Origin of the sequence: Aeribacillus sp. FSL M8-0235 (genome assembly GCF_038000355.1) — a bacterium.
Taxonomy (GTDB): domain Bacteria; phylum Bacillota; class Bacilli; order Bacillales; family Aeribacillaceae; genus Aeribacillus; species Aeribacillus composti.
In genome coordinates, this window is the sequence record NZ_JBBOBW010000001.1 from 2273143 (window position 1) to 2299071 (window position 25929).

A 25929-nucleotide genomic window follows, 5' to 3' on the forward strand; every position below is an offset into this window, starting at 1 on the left:
TTCCACCACTTCCCCCCACTTTTCACCACAAATTTATTGTACTATTAATGGACATAAAAAAAAACCCTGTATGACACAGGATTTTTCAAAAAATAGTTTTATAATTTGACAATTTTATGTTTTCCATTGAAAGTATATGTCAACTGCTGCAAATCTTTTACAAAATTCGGCCCATATTTGTTTAAATAGTAATAAATATTCCATACTCTTTCTTGCCATTGATTATTCGGTTTCAGTGAATACTCAATACGCCTGAACTTTTGCAGCTCTGCTTCATATTTTGCATGTATCTTTTTTTGAACGATCCTTTCCACAAAATCTATCTGCTGTTCGATAAATTGTGCGTTTTTCCGCAATACGGGCGCTAAGCTTTGGTCGAAATCCTCTATTTTTTCTCGCAATGACCGATGAATGTCCTCAATCTCTACTTTTGCTTTCGACACATATGTGCTGACATCAAACGGCTCCTTTTGTTTAAACCACCTATGTTTTAACGGTTCAACCCCCTGCGTAAGAACCTCTTCCAACGGCAGGTCCAATTCTAGCAAGTCCGACTCTATGTTTCTTTCTAAAATCGTCAAATGAATTCTCGGAATAACTGGCGGCACATTCATCGAGAATAAATGAAATACCCCTTTTAATTCTGCCCAATACGCAATTTCTCCTGGTCCGGCGATAAAAGCCAAAGTCGGAAGCAAATATTCCTGCATGACCGGTCTTGTCACTACATTATTGCTGAACTTCCATGGATTTATTCTGACTTCTTCTAAAAGATCAGACAACGAAGACGTCCAATTGATTTCAGGGATCGAAAACAGATTCTTCTCTTTTTCTATGAGCAAATAGCGCTCATCTTCTATTTGATAAAACAGATTGGCGCAGTTTTCTCTCATTGTAATTGCTTGATATTGATATCCTTCTTCTTTTAAAATTTGCTGCTGCTTGACGACTTGATGATAAATGCTGTCAGTTGCCATGAGCATTTGTTCGAAATAAGATTTTTCCAATTCCCGCAATTCTTTTGATCCAGAGTTGATGAGTACAATTCCTTCATCTCCGAACATGGAGATGAGTAATCGTTCAAAAAATTCAACATAAGTGGCAGATTGGTCAAGCTCATGATACAAAGAAGCAAGCAAATGTTTCGTATATTTCGTTTCGCCAAATGCCGCAAAAACTTCTTCCAGCCAAATGCGACAAGCGTTTTTATCAATTGATAACTCCGATATCATTGTTTTTTTTCGCTGTGTTTGCATGATCGTTTTCTTTTTCAAACGCCCTCTGTCTGTCACATAGAGATGATTAATTTCGTCAAAGTCATGATCCTCCCCCGCGATCCAAAAAACGGGAACAACAGGTATGTTCAGCTTTTTCTCTTGCTCTTTCGCCAATGCCAATATGGAAATGATTTTATGTATTGTATATAAAGGTCCTGTTAAGAGTCCAGCTTGCTGACCGCCCACAACGACGACACTATTCGGATTTTTTAATTTTAAAATATTCTCCATTATCTGTTCTGTTGCGTTCAGCCGCTTATGATATTGGATTAAAACATCCGCCAGCTCCTCCCTCTTATAAGTCCTTGATAAAATATCGTCATATCTTTTTTGAAATACATCTTCTTGAAATGGATCATAATCAAAATATTTTTCAACCTCTAATCGCCGATTTATATAATTGTTCACAAAAGGATTGGATTGAGGAAGGAAGAGTTCAAACGCCTCCATATCTATTAACTTCCTTTCTTCGTTCATTATCATTACCCCGACAAGAGTATAGCATGTAATATTTTTAAACAAAAAAATTTTGCTTTTATTTATTCACATTTGATTCATTATGTACATAAACACCCCGATGATCGCCATGCTCTCAGACAGCAGAAAAAATATTAAAAAAGAGCTTCTCCACATCATTTTCAATGCTTTCATCCATTTGATCTCGTCAGTGAATACGAATTGAAGTCCAGCTGTCGCCAAAAAAAGCAGCAAATATAAACAAAGCAGCCATAAAAACGATGGATGATGCCAAATAACAGAAAGCTTGATCCAAAATGAAACGGCAAAAAATACAGTAGCCACATCAACGCTCAAAAGGAAAGATTTTTTCTTACTCTTTAATAAAACACGAAAAAGAACCAAAAACAGCAGCCACGCGGCCAATGGAAACGTCACAAAAAAGGCGATGATTCCTATAACAATTCCCATCAACGTTCCTCCTGGTTTTCCAACCCTTTAATCGCATTGTACAAAAATTCCATTGTACAAGTATGAGCACCCTTTTCTTTCCCTTTTTGAATGAGATCCCCTAATATTGAATCAATTTCTGTTTTTTTATGATGTTCAATATCCGACAGCATTGATGAACGATTGTTTTTTGTCTTTATTGCAATACTTTCAATATATTCCCATAAATCATCCTTTTCATTTATTTCAAGAACATCACATACTTCGTGAAATAGCTTTTTGGCAAGCTTTGCAACATAAGGATTGCTGACGATGTGGCCATTCGGCATTCGAAATAAGGCAGTTAATGGATTAATAACTGCATTGGCGGCCAGTTTTTTCAATACAACCGGCACCCAATCCTCTTCATATTGTATCAAAAATAATGGATCAGACGTATTTAACTGATCAATAAATTCCCGCGCCCCACCGCCGTCATACGGGCTGATGCGAATTTTCCCAATACCAGTATGGTGAACGGTATTGGGGGATTTTTTTAAGGCGCCGTGCTCTACAACCCCTATATACAATTCATGTTGGGCAAGCTCTTTCATTCTGCCGATATGAGTTATGCCGTTTTGAACAAATACAATCTTTTTCGGCGGCAATTGCTTTAGATTTCCAAATAATGACGGCAGACTATATTGCTTGACAGCAATAATTAATATTTCTTCTTTATATAATACATCTGCACGTGATTTTACATATGCAGTCCAAGGGTTCGGGCCTATGACATGTATCCCTTCTGTCCTTACCGAAATTGCCTGCTCTTCCGTCTTTGTATAAAGGGTAATGTCATGTTTTCGGCTAAGGTATGCCGATATTAACAAGCCTACAGCTCCTCCGCCAATTACACCGATCTTCAAGTTCTCCACCTCTCTCATATGTATCATAACAAACAAAAACTAAAAATTCTTCTTTTTCCTGAATATAATTAAAAATTTGATTATATTTGCTTTTTTATTATTTTTTCAATGTTATTTTCTCTTTATGTTTAGTATAATGTGAGTGAAAAGGCGTCTATCATTATAGCGGCAATTGGGGGAGATTCGCCATGGTAAAAGTGGAAAAATTATTAGTCAATTATAAAACTTTAGAGGAATTTAAAAAATTTAAAGAATACGGTTTACAAGAATTATCCATGCTGGAGGATTTAGAAGCAAATATTATCGAAAATAACAGCGATTCGCCCTTTTACGGGATTTACTACGGAGACAAATTAATTGCCCGGATGAGTTTATATCGGGTGGATAAAAAATATGATCAATATTTTGAGCCAAAACAGGACTATCTTGAGTTATGGAAATTGGAAGTGCTTCCTGAATACCAAAGAAAAGGGTATGGAAAAGCGCTAGTTGATTTTGCCAAATCGTTCGGCTTGCCTATAAAAACAAATCCGCGTATGAAATCGGCTGGCTTTTGGGAAAAGATGGGCTTTGTCCCTGTAAAGTATGATATGAAACGAGATCGTGGAGAAAATCCTCTCGTTTGGTATCCTAACGGTGTCACTGTCAAAGAAAAGGGAGCTCATTAAAAAAGGGGCTGTCCGATAAGTCCCTAAAATGAAGCAAGTGGAGAAAAACAATTCGTTTCTCTCCACTTGCTTTTATATTTTTTCGATTTTTATCTGAAAGTAGCTGGCGGATACCGGCTACTTTCAGTATGTTGTGGGCTAATGCCACAATCCCAAACTCAACATGTACCTTGTCGAGGCCCCGCAAAGAAAATCTGCGGAACGACCGATTGCCCTTGATGTGACCGAACACACTTTCTGCCTCGACTTTGCGTCGAGCGTAGATAGCGGCTTTCTCTTCACATTCAAGGGCTGTTTTGGCCTTTGCTTTCATTTCTTCGAAGATGGGATTCCAGTGAACTTGTCGGTTGCCTTTCGCTTTTGTGCATTTCGCTTTCAATGGGCAATCGGTACAATCTTCACATTCGTATATTTTGAAGCTTTGTTCATAGCCAGATGGATTCTTTTTGTTTTGGTATTTTTTAAACGTTACTCTCCTTCCATTCGGGCAAATAAAACAATCATCCTCTTCACAATAGGTCCAGTTTTTGGCATTTTTAATGTCTTTTTTGTATGTACGTGTTTGTTCTTTTACATAGCTCCCATAAGGAATTAGAAACTCAAAACGGGGCTCTTTCTCATCACCAACTGCATATACATAGTTTTCTTCACTACCATAGCCTGCATCCGCAATAACTGTTTGGGGCATCGGTAATGAACTGGAGGCTAGCTTCTCCATATGTGGGATAAAGCAACGTGTATCGGTCGGTCGTTGATGAATAGTATAAAACAAGATAAACTGATTCTCTGTCCCCATTTGCACGTTGTATCCGGGCTTGAGCTGACCGTTTTTCATATGGTCTTCTTTCATGCGCATGAAGGTTGCGTCTTTGTCTGTTTTCGAGTAGCTGTTACGGTCACCGAACATTTCCTTTTGTTCTTTGTATCTTGCCATTCGGGGCAGGAAATCTTCCCGAATTTGTTTCACCGATTTCTTTAATTGACTGCGTTTTTTTCGCTTCTCTTTCCGAATGGATGTATCGGTCTCCTTTTCGATTTCTTCCGTTAGCGTTTCAACTTTTTCTTCTATTTCTTTTGCGGTTTCCTCCAGGTTTTGTTCGGTGATCTCTGTATGTTGATCGCTTTCCTTTTGCCCTGTTCCGGCTTCTAATTGGGTTAATTCATGAATGTGCTTTAGTGTTTCTTGGATTTTTTCTTTTAATTTCTCTTCGAATTTCAAAGTGGATTTTTTCCACACAAAAGAATACTTATTGGCATTGGCTTCGATCTTAGTGCCATCCAAAAAGTAGTTTTCCATCGTGATGTAATGTTCTTTTATCAATTTGAGAATCATGACTTCAAAGAGCTCATCCATGAAAGCTTTCATCCGTTCCCCTCGGAACTCATTAATGGTGCGAAAATCTGGTTGTTGCATCGCTGAAAGCCACATGGCAGGAATATTTTCTTTAACGAGTTTTTCGATTCCTCGGCAGGAATAAACCTTTTGAGAATAAGCATACAGAATGATTTTCAGCATCATTTTGGGATGATAGGAACTTCTGCCGCCGCCTTTATAATGAGAAAACAATTGTTTATCTGGTATCGCCTCCACCATTTCGTCCACGACACGTGCCACGTGATGTTCGGGTATAAGAGATTCAATATCATAAATCATTTGAACTTGACGGTTGTCATATGGTTTGAAAGTAGGGGCTAAATTTCTTTTGGCAGGAGTTTTTTCTTCTTTTCCATCTAGAGGAAGTGTCATTTGTGTGTTATAATTTTCACGAGTAATCATTTGATTGCTCATAAAAAATCGTCCTTTCTGTAATGTTGTGTGGTAACTTCATTTTACTAGAAAGGACGATTTTTTTGTGCATTTTTTTTAAAAGTGAAAAATGAGGGGCTCCAAAAAGTCAGTTACCCTGACTTTTTGGACAGCCCCTTTTCAAAGTCAGAAGTCGATAGTTGATGAAACCGGCACGCTTTGTCGGTTTCATCTATTTTTAGAATCTCCCTTTTTTCATTCCTGACCGAACTGAAACGGTCTTTTTTTATGTTTCATTTTTTCTTTCTCCGCCTCTTCTTTCAATCCTGCTCGTTCCCTCACTTTTTCCATCATTTTAATAAAAGCGTAAAATTCATTTTCAATCTTCTTCAATTGTTCATGTAATTGTTCATTTTCGTTTTTAAATTCTTCTACTTTTTGTTCTAGAAAAGAGATTTTTTCACGCAAGCTTTTATTTTCTTCTTCCAACCGATTGTTCACCGGTTGGTGCTGTGTAGACTTTAAAAAAGCAATCACATCTTCGATAGTGATTTCCGATCTTCCACCTGCTTTCTCATAATGAAGCAGCTTTTTTTCGGAATTTTTCTTCTCTTTTTGCTGTCTAAATTTTTTACGTTCCTGTTTCGCAAGTTCAATGTCTGTTTCATATTTTTTTCGCAAATATGAATTCCAGCGAAAACCGCATGCAGCAGCCGTTCTTGAAAGTTTCTCCGCAACGATCTCAAAAGCCTTTAGTTGTGTTCCGCCTTCGCGAATATGCTGCAAAACAATTTCTTTCAAGAGCAGATCTTCATCCTCTGTCCATGCATCTTGCCGTGTCACCGCCATTTGTTCATCCCTCCGTTTTGATTTGACTTTTTTTAAAAAATGATTTTTTAAAAATAGAATGAGATGTAACAAATCAATTGTTGCTTCCATTCTCTTTTCTAAATTTTGTGATGCGAGCTTTTTGCCTCATCTCAACTATTTCATGCAATTTTTAATAATATATATGCCTGTAATAGAAACGATAGAAGCACAGTTTTAGTTGAAAGGAAAAAGAATGTGCTTCTTTCATTGACATTTCTTCTGCTTCCTAAAAAGTTTTTTTGAAAATCGAGGGAGAATTGAGAGATGCATTAGTAAATTTGGAAGAAGCGGTTGTTCTAATTCGGCATTCGACATTTTCTTCACATCTTTTCCCATTCCGCCAGCAGGCTGGCTGTCAAAAAAGAGGATATTTTTTAGAGTCTAGCTTGGAGGAGATTTATGCTAAAAGGACAAATTTTCTACTCATATTCGTGAAGTCGTTCGCTTAACATTAGAGGAAGGATCGTTTTCTCGGCAGCTTCATGGGGCCTTAGGAATAAAGAGGATGCACAGATTGCAGAATGGATTAAGAAATTTTCAAAGATTCAAGGAAGCCTTTGTGCCAGGAGAAAAAAATATGTATGTATTGAAAAGCTTTTTCTCGCGCTTTAATACAGAAAGCTCCAAAAACGATCAAGCCGTTCAAGCAGATCTTAAGCCGCATTTGCTTTCACAAAATGTAACGGCCTTTCCCCGACTGAATATCGAGAAAAGGCCGCAGCTAAATTGTCTACTTGACACGGGTATGGTCACTTTTCATTATTTGTTTACTACTTCTCTGCCTTTGTATGTTCCGCAAGATTTGCATACGCGGTGCGCCAGCTTCATTTCTCCGCAGTTTGGACATTCTACCATACCTGGAACTTGTAATTTAAAATGTGTACGGCGCAATCTTTTTTTCGTTTTGGATGTTCTTCTAAAAGGTACTGCCATTTTTCCCACCTCCTTACAGAGCAATGCTTTAAGAATCATTTTCTTTCTTATCCAATAACTTAGCTAAGCTAGCTAATCTTGGGTCAATTTTGTTTTGTTGTTCTTCCTCTTTTATTAACTTCCAAAACTTTCCTTCTTGAGGTGCTGCTTCCTGCTTGTTTTCCTCTTCATCACTAAACACTTGAAGCGGAATTTCTAAAAGGACAAGCTCATGAATGATTGGCATTAAATCAATGACTTCTCCTTGAACAACATGTGTTTGCTCACTCGTTTCATACTCGTCGGAGCTAAACAAAAACGTTTCCGATGTGCGGATTTCAAATGGATATTTAACATCAACAAGTGTTCTTGCGCAAGGAAGCGTCATTTCGCCAGTAATTGTTAAATGAAAGATGACTTTCATAGAGCTTATATCTGCATGTCCTTGAACATGAACAGGAGTTATCTCCCGCAAATCAGGATGATTTTGGACAAGATCATATAGATCGACATCTTCATTGATTTGTAAGCCTTTTTTCTGCAGTTTATATAATTGATGAACAGACCATTTCAACATATATCACCTCAAGACAACAAAGGTTATTATAGCTTTCAAATAAGTATTTGTCAATATTTTTCCTTTACACTATAATATAGGCATTATTGCACAAATATATTGATGAATTGAAAAAAAAGAAGGTGATGGAGTTTGAAGGCGGTCGGAATTGTAGTAGAATATAACCCATTTCATAACGGTCATTTACACCATCTAGCCGAATCAAAGAAGAAAGCAAATGCTGATATTGTCATTGCAGTGATGAGCGGTCATTTCTTGCAAAGGGGAGAGCCGGCACTCGTCTCAAAATGGGCGAGAACAGAAATGGCTCTAGCAGGCGGCGCAGATCTAGTTTTTGAACTTCCGTTTGCCTTTTCAACGCAAAGCGCAGAAATTTTCGCCAGCGGCGCCGTGTCGATTTTAGATGCTCTTGGCTGTGATTCACTATGTTTCGGAAGCGAGGTCGGAAAAATTGACGCTTTTCTTGAAACATATGAATTGCTGGAAAAAAGAAGCGATGATTTCGTTCATCTTTTGAAAACAGCGCTTTCGAAAGGCAACAGTTATCCAAAGGCCGTTTCCATTGCTTTTCAAAAAATTGCTTCCGGAGAAAAAACGCTATTAGATTTAAGCAAACCGAACAATATATTAGGATTTCAATATGTCAAAGCCATTGTTCAACAAAAAAGCTCGATGAAGCCTCTTACAATCGAGAGAATTGGCGCCGGCTACCATGATGAATCATACCATCACCCCAGCATTGCCAGCGCAACAAGCATCCGAAAAAACATTGTTCATGAACAAAACTTGTCTTCCATGAAACATTATGTTCCGGAAAGTTCGTTTCGCATTTTACTGAATTATAAACAAACTTATTCAGCCTTTCACGATTGGGAGCTTTACTTTCCATTTTTAAAATATTCTATATTGTCCAAAACTTTAACAGAATTAAAAGAAATATATGAAATGGACGAAGGCTTGGAACACCGCGTTGTTCACCATATTAAAAGGGCTGCATCATTCCACCAGTTTCTATCTCTCTTGAAAACGAAAAGATACACATGGACAAGATTGCAAAGATTATGCACCTATCTTTTGACCAATACGAAAAAAGAAGAAATGGCGAGCATATTAAAAACGAAAAAAGCCCCGTATATTCGTTTGCTCGGAATGTCAGGGCGGGGGCAAAGCTATTTGCAAGCTGTTAAAAAACAGTTGGAGCTGCCGCTTATTTCTAAAGTTTCGTCCTATTCTTCAGATGTATTGGAAATGGATCTCAGAGCGACAAATGTTTATGCGCTCATCCTCAACGAACCTGCCGCAACCGAGTTTATGAAGCTCGAGTATACAATGCCTCCTATACGTTACGGGCTTCCTTAACCGGAAGTCCTCATTGTTTCTAAATAATGGACGGCATCATCAAATGTATCCACCGGTATGATTTTCATATCAGAATGAATGGAGTCTCGTGTCTTCAGCGCTTCTTCATAATCGGAGCCTCTCTTTCCGTTTTCGTTAGGGGCAAAAAATATATCAATCCCAGCACGGTCTGCTGCTATCACTTTTTGTGAAATGCCGCCGATCGGACCTATCTCCCCTTTTTCATTAATCGTTCCTGTTCCAGCAATTTCTAATCCTTTTGTTAAATCCGTTTCCGTCAGCTGATCGTAAATTTCAAGAGCCATCATCAGACCTGCTGAAGGACCGCCGATATCTTTTGTATTGATAGTAATACCTGGTGAAGTCGTCAATTTTTTATCCGTCACGACGCCAACACCGAGACCCGTTTTATTAGGATAACCAGGAATTTGGACAAGTTCTACTGATGTTTCAATTATTTTTCCATCTCTGTTTATTTTTAGTGATATATGATCGCCTTTTTTCTTCCCTTTTAAATAATCAGTGAATTGCTCTGAAGTTTTTATATTCATTCCATCGGCTTCGACGATTCGGTCGCCAACTTTTAATTTTTCCCTTGCCGGTACTTCTTTCATAACCTCCAATACTGTAACGCCATTATTTTGAATAGTAATTTTTTTGCCGGCTTCTTTATAGGCGATGGCAATCGCAGCTTTTTGTGAAGCTTCCATTATATGTATTTGACGTTTTATATATTCCTCATCAGATTCATCTTCTTGGTGGACATGTTGAATCGGCATAATCTCATAATCATTCTGCATTTTTGCCCATAAATACGTAAATAATGTTGCTCTCCCGAAACGGACTGTTGTTAACGAAAAGCTGCCCTCTTCCTTATATCCGTTTTCAACATGAATCATATTGGATAAATCATTGACCAATCCCGGTTTTGTAATATAATAAGGGAGCTTGATGAAGGAACCGGAGAGTGCGACAATGATGCTGATGATAAGAGAAATAATAATGCGTTTACTTTTCATGATTGGTCTCCTTCCATTGGTTGATCTTATTCTTGATCTCATCAATATGTTTCGTTGCTTCCTCTTCACCGAGTTTAATAATTTCATCAATTTTCGTAAACGCTCCGCTGTGAAAATGTTCAACACGCGGGCAGATCACTACATCTGATGTTATTCGATGCTGCGCTAACTCATTTTGCATAATGTCTAAACTCCGCATAATGACATCAAAAATGGACTGAATGCGAGCTTCTTTTTTGACATGTGATACATCGACCGCTATTACGATATCAGCCCCCATTTCTTTCACCGCTGAAACGGGAACCCGTTCAATCACTCCTCCGTCAACTAATAACGAGCCGTTATAAGAAAAAGGAACAAAAATTCCCGGAATCGAAATGCTTGCCCGAACGGCATCCGCAACAGGACCTTTTCGAAAAACAACTTTTTTCCCTTCATTTAAATCGGTTGCAACGACCGCTAAAGGAATCGGCAAATCTTCTATATTTTGATTTCGGGTAAAAATTCGAATTAACTGTTTAATGCGGTCTCCTTGAATAAACCCCATTTTTGGAACGGTCACATCGATAAAATATTTTCGTTTAAATGCTGCCGCCAATTTATACATTTGTTCAACAGTTAAGCCTGAGGCATAAAAGCTTCCTACAAGGGCCCCCATGCTCGAACCGGAAATCATATCAATCGGTATTTCATGCTGCTTCAACACTTTCAAAACACCCAGATGAGCAAACCCTCTAGCTCCCCCGGAACCTAACGCCACACCAATTGTTGGATGTTTCGGCATAAACGGAGCCCCCTTTCATGAATTTGTTATTCATCATATGGTCTAAAATGCCACCCTATTCACGTATATTGAATTATAGGTTGTACGAAAATCTCTTATTCATTCTATCATGTCAGCTTATACGTGTGCAGTTTTCAATAGGGGGCATAACAATTGAAAGAGGCAAAAATTAAAACTGCTTTATACGCAACCGTTATTTTCTTTATCACCTGCGCGATTATTTTTTTTCCTGACGCCTCACTTGAGGCATCAAAGCGGGGATTACATATGTGGTGGAACATTGTTTTTCCTTCCTTGCTGCCTTTTTTTATTGTCTCGGAAATTCTTATATCAATCGGTGTGGTCCGTTTTATCGGCGTGTTTTTAGAACCACTTATGCGGCCCGTTTTTAAAGTTCCAGGAGCAGGGGGATTCGTTTGGGCAATGGGGATGGCTTCCGGATTCCCCGCCGGGGCAAAATTAACTGCAAGATTAAGACAAGAAAACCAGATCTCAAGACATGAAGCGGAAAGGCTTGTGTCTTTTTCCAACTCTTCAAATCCGCTATTTATTTTCGGAGCTGTGTCAATAGGTTTTTTTCAAGATAAAAATCTCGGATTGCTGCTGGCCGTTTCGCATTATTTAGGAAATGTTTTCGTCGGGCTAACGATGAGATTTTGGGGAAAAGATGAAAAAAAGCCGCAAAAGGAAACAGTACATTCGAAGCCATCATTTAAAAAAGCGTTTCAGCTTATGCACGAAATGAGAATGCAAAATGAAAAACCTCTTGGAAAAATGATCGGGGATGCCGTTCTCAATTCTGTCCAAACGCTGCTCGTCATCGGGGGCTTTATCATTTTGTTTTCGGTATTAAATCAAATTTTAAGCATCGTTCATGTGGCGGACATAGCAGCAACTTTCATATCGTCTTTGTTTATTCTTGTTCATATACCGACTGAGCTTTCCGTTCCGTTTTTTTCCGGACTGTTTGAAATAACATTAGGTAGCCAGCTTACAAGCCAGGCACAAGCCGCCATGCTGGATAAGGTGATCATCACAAGCTTTATATTGGCATTCAGCGGCTTCTCCGTTCAAGCACAAGTGGCAAGCATTTTAGCAGAAACAGACATCCGCTTTAAGCCTTTTTTCTTCGCCCGCATTATGCAAGGGATTTTTTCAAGCCTCTCTGCTTTGATCTTATTCAAGCCTTTATATATCGATCTATTGTCAAAGAATGAAGGTTATGCACCGGCATTTATATTTGAAAAAACTCCAAGCTTTCTCACGGAGTATTGGCTGCTCCTTTCCAAAGTCGGCCCCGTTATCACGATTTGCACGCTCATTGTGTATATTTTGATTTATTACTTTCGTTTAAGAAATAAAAGTGGAACATAAGAAAAGGTTCGGAAACCAAAATTTTCCGAACCTCAAAAAATTATTTTTTATACATATGCTCATATTTTTTCTTTAATGCTTCTTCCACTTCATACGGTACAAGCTCAGAAACTTTTCCGCCGTATTTAGCGACTTCTTTAACAATACTAGAACTTAAAAACGAATACTGATTGTTTGTCATCATAAAAAAAGTTTCTATATTTTCATCCAGCACTCTGTTCACTGAAGTGATTTGCATTTCATATTCAAAATCAGAAACAGCCCGAAGGCCTCTCAATATAGCGTTCGCATTTTTGCTTCTCGCATAATCAACGAGCAGCCCTTGAAAGGATTCAATGTATACGTTTGGTAAGTTGCCCGTTACCTTTCTCAGCAGTTCACATCTTTCTTCTACAGTAAATAGCGGCTTTTTTGAAGAATTGTTTAAAACGCAAACATACACTTTTTCAAATACATTTGCCCCCCGCTTTATGATGTCTAAATGTCCATATGTAACGGGATCAAAGCTTCCCGGACAGACTGCAATGCTTGCCAAAATAAATACCCCCATCCGACTTCAAACATTTTGATACAAAGATACACTTGTTATACCATATCTCTCAGACTTCGTTTTTGCAAGTGATAAAACTTGGTCTGGCAATGTTACTTCATAGCTATGCTCGCACACAACGACACCATCCGTTGACAATAAAGACTGCTCATGAATTACCTTTAGAATAGATTCTAATTTTTGTTTTTTATAAGGCGGATCCAGAAATATGATCCGAAACTTCAGCCCGCGTTTGCTGACAGCTTTTAACGCTTGATCAGCGCTGGTGCGATATACTTCAGAACAGTCGTTTAACTTTAAATTTTCTAAATTCTCTCGAATCGTTTGAATCGCTTTCAAATCTTTATCAATAAAAATAGAGCATTCTATCCCTCTTGATAAAGCTTCTATTCCAAGACTGCCGCTGCCGGCAAACAAATCTAAAGCAAGTCCCCCTTCAAAATATGGTCCGATCATGTTAAATATTGCTTCTTTTACTTTATCTGTCGTCGGTCTTGTCGTCTTTCCAGGAACCGCTTTTAATGCTCGTCCTTTTAATGCACCGGAAACCACTCTCATACCATTCACCACAACTTGACAAAATTCCTTTTGGCTCGGAATAATATTAACATAGAAAATGTAAGATCATCAATTAAATTTGACAGCTGTTTTTTTGCAGAAGCGAGTATAATTTTTTGCCAATTGACCATAATGAAAGTGACAACATCAGTTGTGATGGTGTTGTTGCCAACCGCGGAGAAGACTTACGTTTCCCCATAAGTTCTTCCTCCGGTTTCTCCTCTCCCTTTCCCTTCTGCTTTGAAGATTTTGCTTCAAAGCTAGGAAGGATCCTGCAGATCCAATCTGCAGGCTTTTTTTTATTCTTTCAATTCTTCCATTTTCATGATACATTTATTTACGGACAAAAGCGCAATACATTTAGCTTATGAATTTAGCAACCAAATACCCATTGGAGGAAGGATAAAAATGATCCAGCGATTTATTGAACTAGGAGAAGGATATTCAGATATATACGAATTATTGGAGATCGCAAAAAGAAATCAAGACCGGATTTCGCACTTTCTAGTCCTTTATACAGTAAAAAATGGAAAAGAGGTTTGTTCGTTCGTCATTGTGTTAAAACCGACGGAGATAGGTGATTTCCAGCCTCTTTATATTTGCCGGGAAGGGATCCCAAATCCGCAGAAAAAAACGAACAAACGATTTGAACTTTTTCAACAGGCTGCCGAAACATATGGTCATGAGCTGATCGAGCTTGTTGTAAAGCCTTCAGACCAATTTTCTGATGTTGAATTGTATTACCAGCATTTAATCGGCATATTGCGGATGAACCGATACATACCTTCTTTACAATAGTAGGACAGCCTAAATTCTCGGCTGTCCTATTTATAATCCAATTTTATAATCATATTCTTTTGCTTTATCCACTTTTGATTCAAATTCAATTTTTAAAAGCGGCCTGTAAGAAGGTTCGACCCTTTTTACGAAAGAAAATGATGCAATGGTGTCCATTATTTCGTCTATTTGTTCTCTATCACAATAAAGAACAACATATTTCATTTTTTTTGAAACATAATGAATGTTTCCAAATTTCCGCAAACTTTTTACATATTTTAAAGAATGCAGCCAAACAATAATTCCTTGTCTTTTTTCAAACATCCCGATTCTCCTTTTCCTTTGCTTCTAAACCCGTTTAAGCTGAACAGCCGCATGCTCCGCCTGATGCGCATCCACAGCTAGGCATCATTTCAAAATAAGGGTTTCCAGTCGGAACTTTAATGGCTGTTGAAACAGCTCGTCCGATATACATGCTGATTTCATCGAGAAGTTTTTGAATTTCTTTTTCCGCTTTTTTAAATGCAGCGACTTTATCATTTAAATCAAGTTCTCTTTTAATTTCCCTCATTTCGCTTTTAATTCGATTATAATCAGGATGATATTTGCCAAATCTCATGACATCCTCGTATTGCTCTTTTATTTTGACAAATTTTTGAATGATTGTTTGAGCTTCTTGATCATTTTGCAAATTATATAATGAACGCCGATATTCGATCGCAAGTTCTGATTCTGTTATCATTTTTGCTAAAGCTTCCGCTTCATCTAAAAGCAGAACGCTTTCCATTGACGTAACCATTAAGATCACACCTCCAATATTGATTGTAGCACGAACATCATCTTATTTACAACGCCTGCGTTTCTCATATATTTACAATCCATTCTTTTTTCAATTGATAGCTGGTTGAATCATTATATACTAATTCCAGGTTAATTGTGTGCCGCCCTTTAGACAATCCTTTTATAATAAATGCAGCAGAATAAATATCACTTTTTTTCTTTCCATCAATATATAATACGATATGACCTTCTCCTTCTTTTTTCGTGTTCCGTTCACCGTTAAATGTAAAATCAGGCACATAGCATTCTACATAAACGTTGTTTCCTTCTACATGATGACGAACTTGAAATTTTCTTATTTGGCTGTTCATCGTTTCAATGGCATTTCTGTCGGATTCATGAATTTCTGTCGGAACGATGCTGTCTTTTTTATTTCCTTCCGGTACCGGTTTTTCTGGGGAACAAGCCGCCATAACCGTGAGAAGCGTCAGCATTGCGAGCCATTTCATTTGCATAATCATTGATGCCTCCTTTTTCATATATTTTCAACACTTTATGTAAAAACATGTGCTTAAAAATAAAAAAGACGCTGACGCGTCATTCACAAATTCGGAAGCTGCTGAATGCGGAATACAAACAAAAACCCGTTTTTTTCATTCCATTAGGAAAAATGATTGCTTTCGTACAAACACATTTGAACCGTTAATTTTCGCGAAATGCTTGCAGCATCGCCAGCATCATCGACATCATTTGAATAGAATTCGAAAATTTTTCTATTTTATGCGGCAGAGTTAGATAATAGTCATTTGCCATGCTAATTTCCATTTTCTCAAGAAATTCAGGATGTCTAGTCAAGGTGCGGTACCAATATGGCTTTTCGCGAATGTATTGCTTTAAAAGGGGATTTTGTTGAATATATAAATACAAGTCCTTTCTCATCGTTATTAATCCTTTCTAAACGATAAGGGATGCGAATGATTCGGATCTGATTTGCGGCTGCTCTCGATCTCTTTTAAAAGATTTTGAATGGTTGAAATCGCATCATTCATTTTATATAAATGTTCGTTTACCGTCTCCACATCTAAATGCTGAAAAGTTTGTAAAATATTTTTCAGAAAGTCACCTTGTTGATGTTTACGGCTTTTCATACTGTTTGATCGGTATTTATTCCACAAAGGATCTTCCTCACCTAAAAGCTGCCAATCTTCATAAATCTCCTTCCATGTTTTCTTTTCTTTGCGGACTTCTTCTATTAATTTTGGATGTTTTTTAATAAATTGTTTAAACAATTCGAGTTTTGATAACGATTTTGTTTTCATGCGATCACCTCATAAACGTTTTTCTTATATTTAATATATCGATAACGGAAAAATTGGTGATAAAATGAAAAAGCGAGCCTCTTCATTTGGCTCGCTTTGCAATAAAATTTTGCGTATAAAATTTTTCATACACTCCTACCCCTATATGTGTGAACCGTTCATCAAGAAGCGTTTTTCGGTGTCCTTCACTATTCAGCCAGCCTTCGACCACGTCAATTCCATCCATATATCCATGCGCAATATTTTCACCAGCCATTTCAAAATGAACCCCAGCCGATGTCAAACGATCGGAAAGAGAGCCTCTCTCAGGCGACACATGAGAAAAATATCCTTTTTCACTCATTTCCTTGCTGTGAGAATAAGCGACTCTCGCTGTGCTTTCTTCCTGCTTAAGAGGACTTAAACCATTTATTGTTCGAATTACATTTGTTATGTCAACAATTTGTTGTTCTTCCCCGTATTCAATTTTCCGCTGCTCTTCCTCTGTTATAGGCTCTGCCGCTAAAAGCTCGCCTCTATATACAACTTCATATGGACGCTGTTTTACTAATGTTTGAACATCAAAAGCTCTAATGCTCGATAACGTTCCAGTGAATTTATCCATATACAACTGAACATAAAGATCATCATTCAAACGGACTGTCGGCCTGACATTCAGATCATCTTCCGACAGCTCGAACCGGTATGAGTTTAAACCAATATCTGCTGTGACAAATGAATTGGGAGCGACAATATGAAATACTTGGGTAGACGGCTGGCCAATTTGAAACGGATCTACATTTACTTCTTTTCCAATAGCAAAAACTGTAACGACCTTTCCGTTTAAAACACCGAATTGCTTGTATTGCTGCAAATCATCTCGGTATATCCACCATTCATAATCATATCTTGATGGATCAATCCGATCAGGTTTGCCAAAAGTTTTTAGTACTTCTTTGGAAGATCTTCCGACAAATGAGATAACTCCTTCCCCCACTTTTATTTCTTTGTCCGTTTTCTCTTGAAAATTTTGCTGTTCCGGAGGCAGTACTGGTTCCTTTTGAAAGGTGACATATACGATATATGTTAATGTAATAATTACAAATATCAATATAATTCTTGTAACTCTTTTCAGTTCAATTCCCCTCTTCTTTCTTTGTTTCTTATATATACTGTTTTAAGTCATTTTAATCAAAAATGGGGAAATTTTGCAAACATTTCATGAAAAATTCATTTCTCTCATTTTTAATGGTGTAGTTTTTGTCTTCTCATCATGTAAAACAACGTTCTGTTATAATGCCAACAACCTTTCCATCCTCAACAACCGGCAAATGATGAATATGATGGGCTGCAAGCATCTCAGCTGCGTCTTCTGCTGATGCATCAGGAGTGATCGTAACAACATCGTCGTTCATTACATCCGTAATTTTCGTAGAACCAGGACGTTTTTCTGCAATTCCTTTTGTCACAAGATCACGATCGGTTATGATTCCTGCTAATTGATTATTTTCAACGATTAAAACGGCATCAGCATTTGACTCTTTCATTTTCACAGCCGCTTCAAACACATTATCTAACGGTGTGCAAAAAATACAATTTGTTGACATAATTTCCTTTACCTTTTTCAATGAGGACACCTCTTATGCTTTTTGATCTATTATGGGAAATTTCGATTTTCTTTATTCGGTCTCCATTTGAATACCGAATTTTATTTGAACATTGTGTAAATGCTATATATATAACATTGCATGTTTTAATTATTCATACTATTATTAAACAGTAGAGAGAAATCAATTTTTTGTTCGAAGCGCTTAGGAGGGAAATACATATGAAATTTGAACAAATCGGCCTGGAAGGGCTGACGGTGGAATTGTCTCACCTTAAGGATGCGTTGTCAGAATTAGGTTTTATCCTTGCCGGCCAATGGGATTATGACCGTGTGACGTTTGACAAGAAATTTGAGCATAAGGGCGATGTTTTTTATTTAAGAGTACAAGGATATTGTATTGAAGGCGATGTGGGAGGCCGCTACGCACTTATTAAATTGCTAACTCCAATATTAGGGAAACATTATTATCCTCATGGTGTCGAATATGGAGAGGATGAACATTTTCCAGCTGTCATCGTTGAGTCGAGCGAAAAACTGTTAAAGCGGGCAAAAGAAGCGATTGAAAGCTTAACTGTTTGAAAAACTGCAGGCAAATAACCTGCAGTTTTTTTTATTTATTTGGTTCAGGAGACAAATTTTGCACATCGATGTCGTCTTTTTCTCTTTCTTTTTTCGCCCATTCAAAAAATACATGAGCTAAAAATGTTCCGTACACAAGCTCTTGGATCACTTTCATAATAATGCCGCCAAGCTGCTGATCCTCAAGCAGCGGCATTCCGCTAAACATTTGCGGGCCTGACAAAGACAACCCAGCCAACGTATCAGAAGGAACACATAAGCTTAAAGTCTTTACCCACGCCTCCGGATTCGAATATGTTTCAAACAGCGGCGCACCTGCAAAAATGATTAAACCGCAGGCTGGTGTGATTAAAACGCTGTTTCCTAAAATGTAGGCAATTTTTTTCAGACCCCCAATTGGATGCCAATTTGGACTTTTTCCAATCAATGGCCAATACATAAAAAAGGCAAAAACGAAAATAAAAGTAGTAGCCGCCTCATGATAAATATAATTTGATTTTAATGTATCGAAAATAAACGGAACATGATACAAGGAAAAAAATAAATTAAACAAAATCATAGCCAATATCGGTTTAGTGAAAAATTTTACAACAGGTTTTATGACCGGCTTTTCCATAACAGCCTTCCATAACCATTCAGGAACGCCGATAATCAAAAGCGGTGCTACGATTAAAAACAAAATTGCCATTGAAGCCATATGCCCTGTAAATGTAATGTGCCCCAGCAAATCAAGCGGGCTTCCTTTGCTGACATAAAGGAGAACGATTGCCAATATAAACACTAATTTTTGTTTTAGGCTGACCGGTTCAGAATTTTTAAAATAGTGACGAAGCGAATCGGTTAATAATAAGTAAAGCACAATTAAAATAACACAAAATATAAAAAACAGCGGACTCCACATAGCGCGAAAGCCAAATATATCTAAACTCAACTGAATCAATCCTTTCAATCATCGATCTAGTCGATTCCATTTCATTATACATGCTTTCCTTTTCTTTTTTCAATGAACGTTCTATGAATTTGCATTTCTTTCAGCAAGCAGATTTATATTGCCTTTAAAAAAAGAAGCAACCAGTTAAAACTGATTGCTTCCATAAAGAGTATTTTACCACCAGACAATTGTCATAAAGGCAAGAACCGTCAGAAATGTGACAAAAATACCTGACCATATGAAAAACTGTGGTCCTTCATGTCCTTTATGATTCATATGCATGAAATAATATAGCTGAAAAATGACTTGAATGCATGCAAGCAGTACAATAAATGGAACTTTCAACCATTCGTCGATTCCATCATATCCTACTGTAATAAAAGCTACAATCGTTAAAAAGATCATTAACGCAAATGAAACGACTTGGTGCTTCATTTCTTCCGCATTTTTTTTGCGGCGAAACGCTAAATCAACTTTTGGGTTACGAGAATTTTCACTCACCATCGTTATCCCACCATTCCCATTAAGTATACAACTGTGAATATAAATACCCAAACAACGTCGATAAAGTGCCAATAAAGGCTTGCGACGTAATATTTAGGAGCGTTGTATAAGTTTAATCCGCGTTTTGCATTTCGAATCATCAGCGTTGTGATCCAGAGAAGCCCGAAGGCAACGTGCGCACCGTGCGTTCCTACCAATGTGTAAAAGGCTGAACCAAGCGCACTGCTTGTCAACTTAAATTCAAATTCATGCATGTAATGATTAAATTCATAAATTTCCAAAATTAAGAATGCAAGACCTAATAATACGGTGACACCAAACCAGAACTGCATTTTGCCAAATTGAAAGTTTTTCATATGATAAATTGCATAGACACTTGTCAAACTGCTTGTTAATAAGAGCATTGTCGCTACAAATACTAATTTGATATCAAAGAGCTCCTGCGTTGAGGCTCCACCAGCGGTGGAATTTCTCAACGCAAGAAACGTAGCAAACAACGTGGCAAACAACACAGTTTCGCCGCCTAAGAAAACCCAAAAACCTATAAACTTATTTTTCCCTTCGAGGGTGGCCTTTTCTGGCTGCTCAGGAAACGTTTCAGCCGTTAATTTTTCTTCTACTTGCATTATGCCCGAACCCCCCCATTATCATCTTTTAAAAGATCCTCTTTATGAATATGGTATCCGTGGTCATCAATAACCGAGCGTAAAAACATCGTACCGAACGTAATGACAAAGCCGATAATCGCAACCGGCACACCCCACGAATAGTCATTGTGGTACATGAGGCCGAAAGCGGCAATGAATAAGCCTAATGAAATAAAAAACGGCAAGATTGAAGAGTTCGGCATATGAATATCACTTAGCGGTTCAGCAGGTGTTAAGCCTTTTTTGCCCTCCATTTTTTCAATCCATAAAGGATCTAATCCTCGAACAAGCGGAGTTTGTTTAAAGTTGTATTCAGGTGGAGGTGATGCGACTGCCCACTCTAGTGAACGTCCATCTTCCCAAGGATCTGCACCTACTTTTTCTCCCTTCACAGAAGTAACCACAACATTGATCAAGAGAACGACTACTGCTACCCCCATCAGAACCGCACCTATTGTACTGATCAAGTTTCCAGTGTCAAAGCCTTGGCCTGATAAGAATGTGAACACGCGGCGCGGCATTCCCATTAAACCAAGGAAATGCTGGATAAAGAACGTTAAATGGAAACCGATGAAAAATAATACAAATGTTATTTTACCAAGCGTCTCATTTAACATTTTTCCAAACATTTTTGGCCACCAATAATGGGCAGCAGCTAAAATAGCAAATACGATACCACCAACGATTACGTAGTGGAAGTGTGCAACAACAAAGTAAGTATCATGGTATTGATAATCGGCTGGAGCAGCAGCGAGCATGACTCCAGTCACACCACCCATAACAAATGATGGAATAAAACCGACTGCATAAAGCATCGGTGTCGTAAAGCGGATGCTTCCGCCCCACATCGTAAAGAGCCAGTTAAACACTTTAATTCCTGTCGGCACACCAATTGTCATAGTTGCAACCGCAAAAATCGCATTGGCAATCGGACCAAGACCTGTTGTAAACATGTGGTGCGCCCACACCATGAATCCTAAAAATCCGATCAATACTGTTGCAAACACCATTGATGTATACCCAAACAATCTTTTCCGAGCAAAAGTTGGAATAATTTCCGAAAAAATTCCGAATGCCGGCAAAACTAAAATGTAAACTTCAGGGTGCCCAAAAATCCAGAAAATATGTTCATAAATGATCGTATTCCCGCCTAAAGCCGGATTGAAAAAGTTCCCGCCAAATAAACGGTCAAACATTAAAAGCGCAATTCCAACAGTTAGCGGAGGAAACGCAAACAAAATGAGCGATGACGACACAAATGTAGTCCATGTAAACAATGGCATCCGCATGTATGTCATTCCGGGAGCACGCATATTAATAATCGTAACAATAAAGTTGATCCCGGCGATCAATGTTCCTATACCGGAAATTTGCAAGCCAAGTATATAAAAGTCTACTCCATGTCCAGGAGAATTCAAGGCCACTGATGCGTATGCCGTCCAGCCAGCATCAGGTGCCCCGCCTAAAAACCAGCTTAAATTTAAGAAAACACCGCCAAAGAAAAACAACCAAAAGCCTAAAGAATTCAAAAACGGAAACGCAACGTCACGAGCCCCAATTTGGAGTGGAACAACTGCGTTCATATATGCAAACAATAACGGCGTAGCTGCTAAAAATATCATCGTTGTACCGTGCATTGTCATCAATTCGTTAAACGTACCTGCACTGACAAAGTCATTTTCTGGAATGGCCAATTGAATACGCATCAAAAGCGCTTCAATTCCACCAATTACAAAAAAGAGTCCTCCAGCGATTAAATAAAGGATGGCAATCTTTTTATGGTCAACAGTTGTCAAATAGTCCCAAACCGTTGGCCAGAACCCTTTTTTCCGAGCTAACGTACTCACGATGTAACCTCCCTTTTATAATTAGTGAGCATTACTTTTCAACTGATAGGCTTTGTAAATAATCTGTTAATGCTTGAAGTTCCTCTTCAGTCAACTTACCGTATGTGCCTGTCATTGTGTTGCCAGGTTTATATTTTTCAGGATCTTTCAACCAGTTTTTAATATTTTCTTCATTGTGCTCCAAGATGCCGGCTACTCGTTCACGATCAGCAAAGTTAGCTAAGTTAGGTGCCGTTCGTGCTTGTTCAGGTCGGTTATCAGCTGGTGATACTGCATGGCAGCCGATACAGCCTTTATCTTTGAACACTTGTTCTCCCTGTTTTGCAGACGCTGTTTGAGCAACAGTTTCAGCTTTGAAATTTTTCATTTTATTAATCCAAGAATTAAATTCATCTCGGGAAACCGCCTTCACTTTAAAGTCCATCAACGCGTGAGATGGTCCGCATAATTCAGCACATTTCCCGTAAAAAATGTTTTCAGCTTCCTTCGCACGTTTTGAATCAATTTTTAACCAGAACTGGTTCTCATTATCTGTGTTTGTATCGATTTTACCACCAACTGGAGGAATCCAGAATGAGTGCTTCACATCTGATGCTTTTAAGTTAAAATAAACTTTTTCATCAGTCGGCAAGACTAAATCTTGGCTTGTAATGACTCCATAGCCAGGATATTCAAATTCCCACCAATACAAACTTGCTCTTACATTGACAACAAGAGGATCTTTTCCTCCATTTTTATCGTCTGCCAACGCTTTTTTCATTGGGTCGGTATCCGCCAAATTAAAGGTGGAAGCAACTACCGGAACTGCCAATACAATCAGCAATAATATAGGAATAACAGTCCAAATGATTTCAAGCTTATGGCTTCCTTCCACTTGTACCGGAATTTTATCGCTTCCTTTCCGGCGGAATTTCATTAAGACATAAATAAAAATAATCGTTACGACTGCAACAACAATCACCATGATTGCCGTACTCAACATCATGAGCGAAAATTGTTCATCGGCAACTTCTCCAGCTGGAATCAGCGTGGAAATAAACGGTTCGCCGCAGCCTGACAATACGAGCGTCATGACTGAAAGTAGTAACAAAAGACGCCATTTCAGCTTTTTCATCGCTAAATCAAACCCCTCTTTCTTTGTTAAATCCTGTTCATAAAGAAAAAATGAAGAATTCCTTCTATGAATAAATTCTTATCTAGAAAGAATTACTACCGAACGTTAAATTATTGAAAAGGCAACCATAGCCACAAACAAAATGGTTAAATAGTTAATTGAATAGATAAACATCCACTTAGACCATTTTAAATCATTTTTCATTTTCAGTCCAATTAATGACAAAATCAACCAAATAATGTTCAATACAGTAGCCAAAACGATGAAGCCAATGCCTAGGCTAAACAAATAAAAAGGAAGGGGCAGCAAGCAGGCAACCCAAACAATGATTTGTCTTTTCGTCACCTCAAAGCCATGAACAACTGGAAGCATCGGAATTCCAGCTTTACGGTATTCTTCCGAACGCTTCATCGCAAGTGCCAAGAAATGAGGCGGCTGCCAAATAAACATGATTAGAAATAAAATCCATGCAATGATATTTAAATCATCAACTGCAGCCCATCCAATCAGCGGCGGAACAGCTCCAGCGATGCTGCCGACTACCGTATTGATCGTATATTGGCGTTTTGTCCACATCGTGTATAGCACTATGTAGGAAAACACGCCTAACAAACCAATGACGGCTGCGGAAACAGAAACCATTAGAAGCAAAATCGTTCCAATGGAAATGAAGCCGGTCCCCAGCAGCAATACTTGAAACGAGCTTATACGGCCCGTTACGGTTGGGCGTAATCTTGTTCTTTCCATTACATGGTCAATATCTCTGTCATAAAAATTGTTGATTGCGCAAGATCCAGCAATAATAGCTGCTGTTCCAAGCAATGTAAACACAACAATATCTATATTTTCAAGAAAACCTTTACCGCTGAAATATAATGCCAACCATATTCCGGTAAAAGTGGTGATTAAATTGGAGTTGACGATTCCGATTTTAATTAATGAAAAAAAATCTTTCCAAGCGGAAGTTGCCACTTCTATTTCTTGCCGATCGTTTAAAACAACTTCGCCCCTTGTATTACCCAATTGAATGACCTCCTCTGGGACGGCCTCCTATCTGAGACCATTTAGCGTTTGCCTCTATCATATAAAAAAAACACGAGACAAAAAAGCATTCATATAGTATTAAACCATAATTCGTCAATTTTTTGTGTACATTTCGCGAATAAAGTTTGTCGAAATTGTGAAGCGGTTAAAAATAAAATATTTTCCGATTATAATAATAGTTGGTCGAACGTTTCGGCAAAATGCCTTCCCCATAATATTTCTAGCAAACTCCTTTTGAATATTCAAGCTTTTTCTGATTCTACAAGAAACTATTTGTTTCGAAGTTTGATGTTTCTATACCCATTATGGAGTTTCTTTCGGCTTTTTAAACTTATTAAAGATGTTAGAAGGTGAATGAGACATGCACTATTTATTAAAATGGCTTGGCGTCGTGACAACAATCGTCATGCTATTCGTTTTAATTGGCGGAGCACTCGTAACAAAAACAGGATCATCTCAAGGATGCGGCCGGTCTTGGCCGCTTTGCCACGGAAAAGTTCTTCCAGACCCTTTGACATTAGAAACAATCATTGAACTTTCACACCGACTTGTGAGCGGAATTGCAGGAATCCTTGTTTTATGTCTTGTTATTTGGGCTTGGAAAGCGATCGGGCATAAAAAAGAAACAAAGCTGCTTTGTTTTCTGGCCATCTTTTTTATTGTTTTGCAGGCGCTAATCGGTGCTGCAGCTGTCGTATGGGGGCAATCCGATGCCGTTCTTGCACTTCATTTTGGAATTTCCCTCATTTCATTTGCAGCTGTTTTGCTGCTTACTCTGCTGATTTTTGAAGTTGATAAAAAATTTGACGCAGATAATGCTGTCATTGGGAAAAAAATGCGATTTCATATTTATGGCATTATTACTTACAGTTATATTGTCATTTACACAGGTGCATATGTTCGGCATAAAGGCGCAAGTCTAGCTTGTCCAAGCATTCCTTTTTGCAGCGAAAATCGCTTGTTCCCGCAAACCGTCCATGAATGGGTGCAAATGGGCCACCGCTTTGCAGCAGGCTTGCTGTTTATTTGGATTGCGGTTGCCACTATTCATGCGATAAAACATTATAAAGATCAAAAAGTGATGTATTGGGGTTGGATTATAGCTTTCATTCTCATTCTTCTCCAAGCATTATCCGGCATATCCGTGATCTTGTCTGATTTAAATCTTTATCTTGCCTTGGCACATGCTTTATTTATTTCCTGCTTGTTCGGGCTGTTGTGCTATTTTGTTCTTCTTGCAGGCCGGGCAAAAGCTTCGAATGATTAAAAGGCTCTGTCTAAAGCCTTTAGAAT

The 25929-nt window shown here is 38.2% G+C and carries 30 protein-coding genes; 6 read left to right on the forward strand and 24 right to left on the reverse strand.

What is annotated here, in order from left to right; translation table 11 throughout:
- Positions 1-98: 98 nt before the first annotated feature.
- The 3 genes from bshC to NSQ71_RS10925 form a co-directional block, all read right to left on the reverse strand.
- Positions 99-1754, reverse strand: a complete 1656-nt coding sequence (gene bshC, locus NSQ71_RS10915) for a bacillithiol biosynthesis cysteine-adding enzyme BshC (protein ID WP_340733942.1) — start codon at positions 1752-1754, stop codon at positions 99-101.
- Positions 1755-1820: 66 nt separating this feature from the next.
- Entirely contained in the window at positions 1821-2204 is a 384-nt protein-coding gene (locus NSQ71_RS10920) for a DUF3397 family protein (protein ID WP_340733943.1), read from the reverse strand.
- Positions 2204-3088, reverse strand: a complete 885-nt coding sequence (locus NSQ71_RS10925; protein ID WP_339196661.1) for a 2-dehydropantoate 2-reductase — start codon at positions 3086-3088, stop codon at positions 2204-2206. Before NSQ71_RS10925 ends, NSQ71_RS10920 begins: the two co-directional genes overlap by 1 nt.
- Positions 3089-3276: 188 nt before the next feature.
- Between NSQ71_RS10925 and NSQ71_RS10930 the strand changes: the two genes are divergently transcribed.
- Positions 3277-3756, forward strand: coding sequence for an N-acetyltransferase (locus NSQ71_RS10930; protein WP_063388507.1), 480 nt, complete (start codon positions 3277-3279; stop codon positions 3754-3756).
- On the opposite strand, the gene NSQ71_RS10935 is transcribed toward NSQ71_RS10930, so the two are convergent.
- From NSQ71_RS10935 to NSQ71_RS10950, 4 genes are all read right to left on the reverse strand, one after another.
- On the reverse strand, positions 3734-5503 hold the full coding sequence (locus NSQ71_RS10935) for an IS1182 family transposase (RefSeq protein ID WP_445684709.1): 1770 nt from the start codon (positions 5501-5503) through the stop codon (positions 3734-3736). The genes NSQ71_RS10930 and NSQ71_RS10935 overlap by 23 nt on opposite strands.
- Before the next feature lie 255 nt (positions 5504-5758).
- Entirely contained in the window at positions 5759-6352 is a 594-nt protein-coding gene (locus NSQ71_RS10940) for an RsfA family transcriptional regulator (RefSeq protein WP_339196664.1), read from the reverse strand.
- 780 nt (positions 6353-7132) lie between these two features.
- Positions 7133-7306, reverse strand: a complete 174-nt coding sequence (gene rpmF / locus NSQ71_RS10945) for a 50S ribosomal protein L32 (RefSeq protein ID WP_063388509.1) — start codon at positions 7304-7306, stop codon at positions 7133-7135.
- A gap of 28 nt (positions 7307-7334) precedes the next feature.
- On the reverse strand, positions 7335-7859 hold the full coding sequence (locus NSQ71_RS10950; RefSeq protein ID WP_063388510.1) for a YceD family protein: 525 nt from the start codon (positions 7857-7859) through the stop codon (positions 7335-7337).
- Positions 7860-7994: 135 nt separating this feature from the next.
- Between NSQ71_RS10950 and NSQ71_RS10955 the strand changes: the two genes are divergently transcribed.
- Positions 7995-9221 carry a nucleotidyltransferase gene (locus NSQ71_RS10955; RefSeq protein ID WP_066251837.1) on the forward strand — a complete coding sequence of 409 codons (1227 nt, stop codon included), beginning with the start codon at positions 7995-7997 and terminating at the stop codon, positions 9219-9221.
- Here NSQ71_RS10955 and NSQ71_RS10960 read toward each other — a convergent pair.
- Positions 9218-10240 (reverse strand): SepM family pheromone-processing serine protease, encoded by a 1023-nt coding sequence (locus NSQ71_RS10960; RefSeq protein ID WP_340733945.1) that lies wholly within the window; start codon positions 10238-10240, stop codon positions 9218-9220. The genes NSQ71_RS10955 and NSQ71_RS10960 overlap by 4 nt on opposite strands.
- A complete protein-coding gene (locus NSQ71_RS10965; protein WP_063388513.1) occupies positions 10230-11024 on the reverse strand; it encodes a patatin-like phospholipase family protein in 795 nt (264 codons plus the stop codon). The genes NSQ71_RS10960 and NSQ71_RS10965 overlap by 11 nt, the downstream gene beginning before the upstream one ends.
- Before the next feature lie 153 nt (positions 11025-11177).
- On the opposite strand from NSQ71_RS10965, the gene ylbJ reads away from it, so the two are divergent.
- On the forward strand, positions 11178-12398 hold the full coding sequence (gene ylbJ, locus NSQ71_RS10970) for a sporulation integral membrane protein YlbJ (RefSeq protein WP_094246100.1): 1221 nt from the start codon (positions 11178-11180) through the stop codon (positions 12396-12398).
- Positions 12399-12438: 40 nt separating this feature from the next.
- Here ylbJ and coaD read toward each other — a convergent pair whose 3' ends face one another.
- Both coaD and rsmD read right to left on the reverse strand, forming a co-directional pair.
- The gene (coaD, locus tag NSQ71_RS10975) at positions 12439-12933 is read right to left on the reverse strand and encodes a pantetheine-phosphate adenylyltransferase (protein WP_063388514.1); all 495 of its coding nucleotides are present in this window, start codon (positions 12931-12933) and stop codon (positions 12439-12441) included.
- A gap of 21 nt (positions 12934-12954) precedes the next feature.
- Positions 12955-13506, reverse strand: a complete 552-nt coding sequence (gene rsmD, locus NSQ71_RS10980) for a 16S rRNA (guanine(966)-N(2))-methyltransferase RsmD (protein ID WP_340733946.1) — start codon at positions 13504-13506, stop codon at positions 12955-12957.
- Positions 13507-13914: 408 nt separating this feature from the next.
- On the opposite strand from rsmD, the gene NSQ71_RS10985 reads away from it, so the two are divergent.
- Positions 13915-14304, forward strand: a complete 390-nt coding sequence (locus NSQ71_RS10985) for a DUF7147 family protein (RefSeq protein WP_130156241.1) — start codon at positions 13915-13917, stop codon at positions 14302-14304.
- Between the two features lie 30 nt (positions 14305-14334).
- Here the strand turns inward: NSQ71_RS10985 and NSQ71_RS10990 are convergent, their stop codons facing one another.
- From NSQ71_RS10990 to NSQ71_RS11020, 7 genes are all read right to left on the reverse strand, one after another.
- Positions 14335-14607: a YlbG family protein gene (locus NSQ71_RS10990; protein ID WP_063388517.1), complete on the reverse strand. Its 273-nt coding sequence runs from the start codon at positions 14605-14607 to the stop codon at positions 14335-14337.
- A gap of 34 nt (positions 14608-14641) precedes the next feature.
- A complete protein-coding gene (locus NSQ71_RS10995) occupies positions 14642-15082 on the reverse strand; it encodes a YlbF family regulator (protein ID WP_063388518.1) in 441 nt (146 codons plus the stop codon).
- Positions 15083-15146: 64 nt separating this feature from the next.
- Complete coding sequence (locus NSQ71_RS11000; RefSeq protein WP_063388519.1) at positions 15147-15584, reverse strand: hypothetical protein; 438 nt, start codon at positions 15582-15584, stop codon at positions 15147-15149.
- 181 nt (positions 15585-15765) lie between these two features.
- Positions 15766-16002, reverse strand: coding sequence for a YlbE-like family protein (locus NSQ71_RS11005; RefSeq protein WP_063388520.1), 237 nt, complete (start codon positions 16000-16002; stop codon positions 15766-15768).
- Between the two features lie 5 nt (positions 16003-16007).
- The gene (locus NSQ71_RS11010) at positions 16008-16382 is read right to left on the reverse strand and encodes a YlbD family protein (RefSeq protein ID WP_063388521.1); all 375 of its coding nucleotides are present in this window, start codon (positions 16380-16382) and stop codon (positions 16008-16010) included.
- A gap of 82 nt (positions 16383-16464) precedes the next feature.
- Complete coding sequence (locus NSQ71_RS11015) at positions 16465-17496, reverse strand: CAP domain-containing protein (protein WP_340734428.1); 1032 nt, start codon at positions 17494-17496, stop codon at positions 16465-16467.
- Between the two features lie 136 nt (positions 17497-17632).
- Entirely contained in the window at positions 17633-17989 is a 357-nt protein-coding gene (locus tag NSQ71_RS11020) for a CBS domain-containing protein (protein WP_340733947.1), read from the reverse strand.
- A 200-nt stretch (positions 17990-18189) separates the two neighbouring features.
- On the opposite strand from NSQ71_RS11020, the gene NSQ71_RS11025 reads away from it, so the two are divergent.
- Positions 18190-18549, forward strand: a complete 360-nt coding sequence (locus tag NSQ71_RS11025) for a YugN family protein (RefSeq protein ID WP_063388524.1) — start codon at positions 18190-18192, stop codon at positions 18547-18549.
- Positions 18550-18580: 31 nt separating this feature from the next.
- Here NSQ71_RS11025 and ctaG read toward each other — a convergent pair whose 3' ends face one another.
- The 6 genes from ctaG to cyoE form a co-directional block, all read right to left on the reverse strand.
- Complete coding sequence (gene ctaG / locus NSQ71_RS11030; protein WP_063388525.1) at positions 18581-19480, reverse strand: cytochrome c oxidase assembly factor CtaG; 900 nt, start codon at positions 19478-19480, stop codon at positions 18581-18583.
- Positions 19481-19654: 174 nt separating this feature from the next.
- Positions 19655-19984: a cytochrome c oxidase subunit IVB gene (gene ctaF / locus NSQ71_RS11035; protein ID WP_063388526.1), complete on the reverse strand. Its 330-nt coding sequence runs from the start codon at positions 19982-19984 to the stop codon at positions 19655-19657.
- Positions 19985-19986: 2 nt separating this feature from the next.
- Positions 19987-20610 (reverse strand): cytochrome c oxidase subunit III, encoded by a 624-nt coding sequence (gene ctaE, locus NSQ71_RS11040; protein WP_340733948.1) that lies wholly within the window; start codon positions 20608-20610, stop codon positions 19987-19989.
- Positions 20610-22478, reverse strand: coding sequence for a cytochrome c oxidase subunit I (gene ctaD, locus NSQ71_RS11045; protein WP_339196681.1), 1869 nt, complete (start codon positions 22476-22478; stop codon positions 20610-20612). The genes ctaE and ctaD overlap by 1 nt, the downstream gene beginning before the upstream one ends.
- A gap of 31 nt (positions 22479-22509) precedes the next feature.
- Positions 22510-23592: a cytochrome c oxidase subunit II gene (gene coxB / locus NSQ71_RS11050; RefSeq protein ID WP_063388529.1), complete on the reverse strand. Its 1083-nt coding sequence runs from the start codon at positions 23590-23592 to the stop codon at positions 22510-22512.
- 105 nt (positions 23593-23697) lie between these two features.
- Positions 23698-24570, reverse strand: coding sequence for a heme o synthase (gene cyoE / locus NSQ71_RS11055; protein ID WP_340734429.1), 873 nt, complete (start codon positions 24568-24570; stop codon positions 23698-23700).
- 427 nt (positions 24571-24997) lie between these two features.
- Between cyoE and NSQ71_RS11060 the strand changes: the two genes are divergently transcribed.
- On the forward strand, positions 24998-25903 hold the full coding sequence (locus NSQ71_RS11060; protein WP_063388531.1) for a COX15/CtaA family protein: 906 nt from the start codon (positions 24998-25000) through the stop codon (positions 25901-25903).
- The last annotated feature ends 26 nt before the right edge of the window (positions 25904-25929 follow it).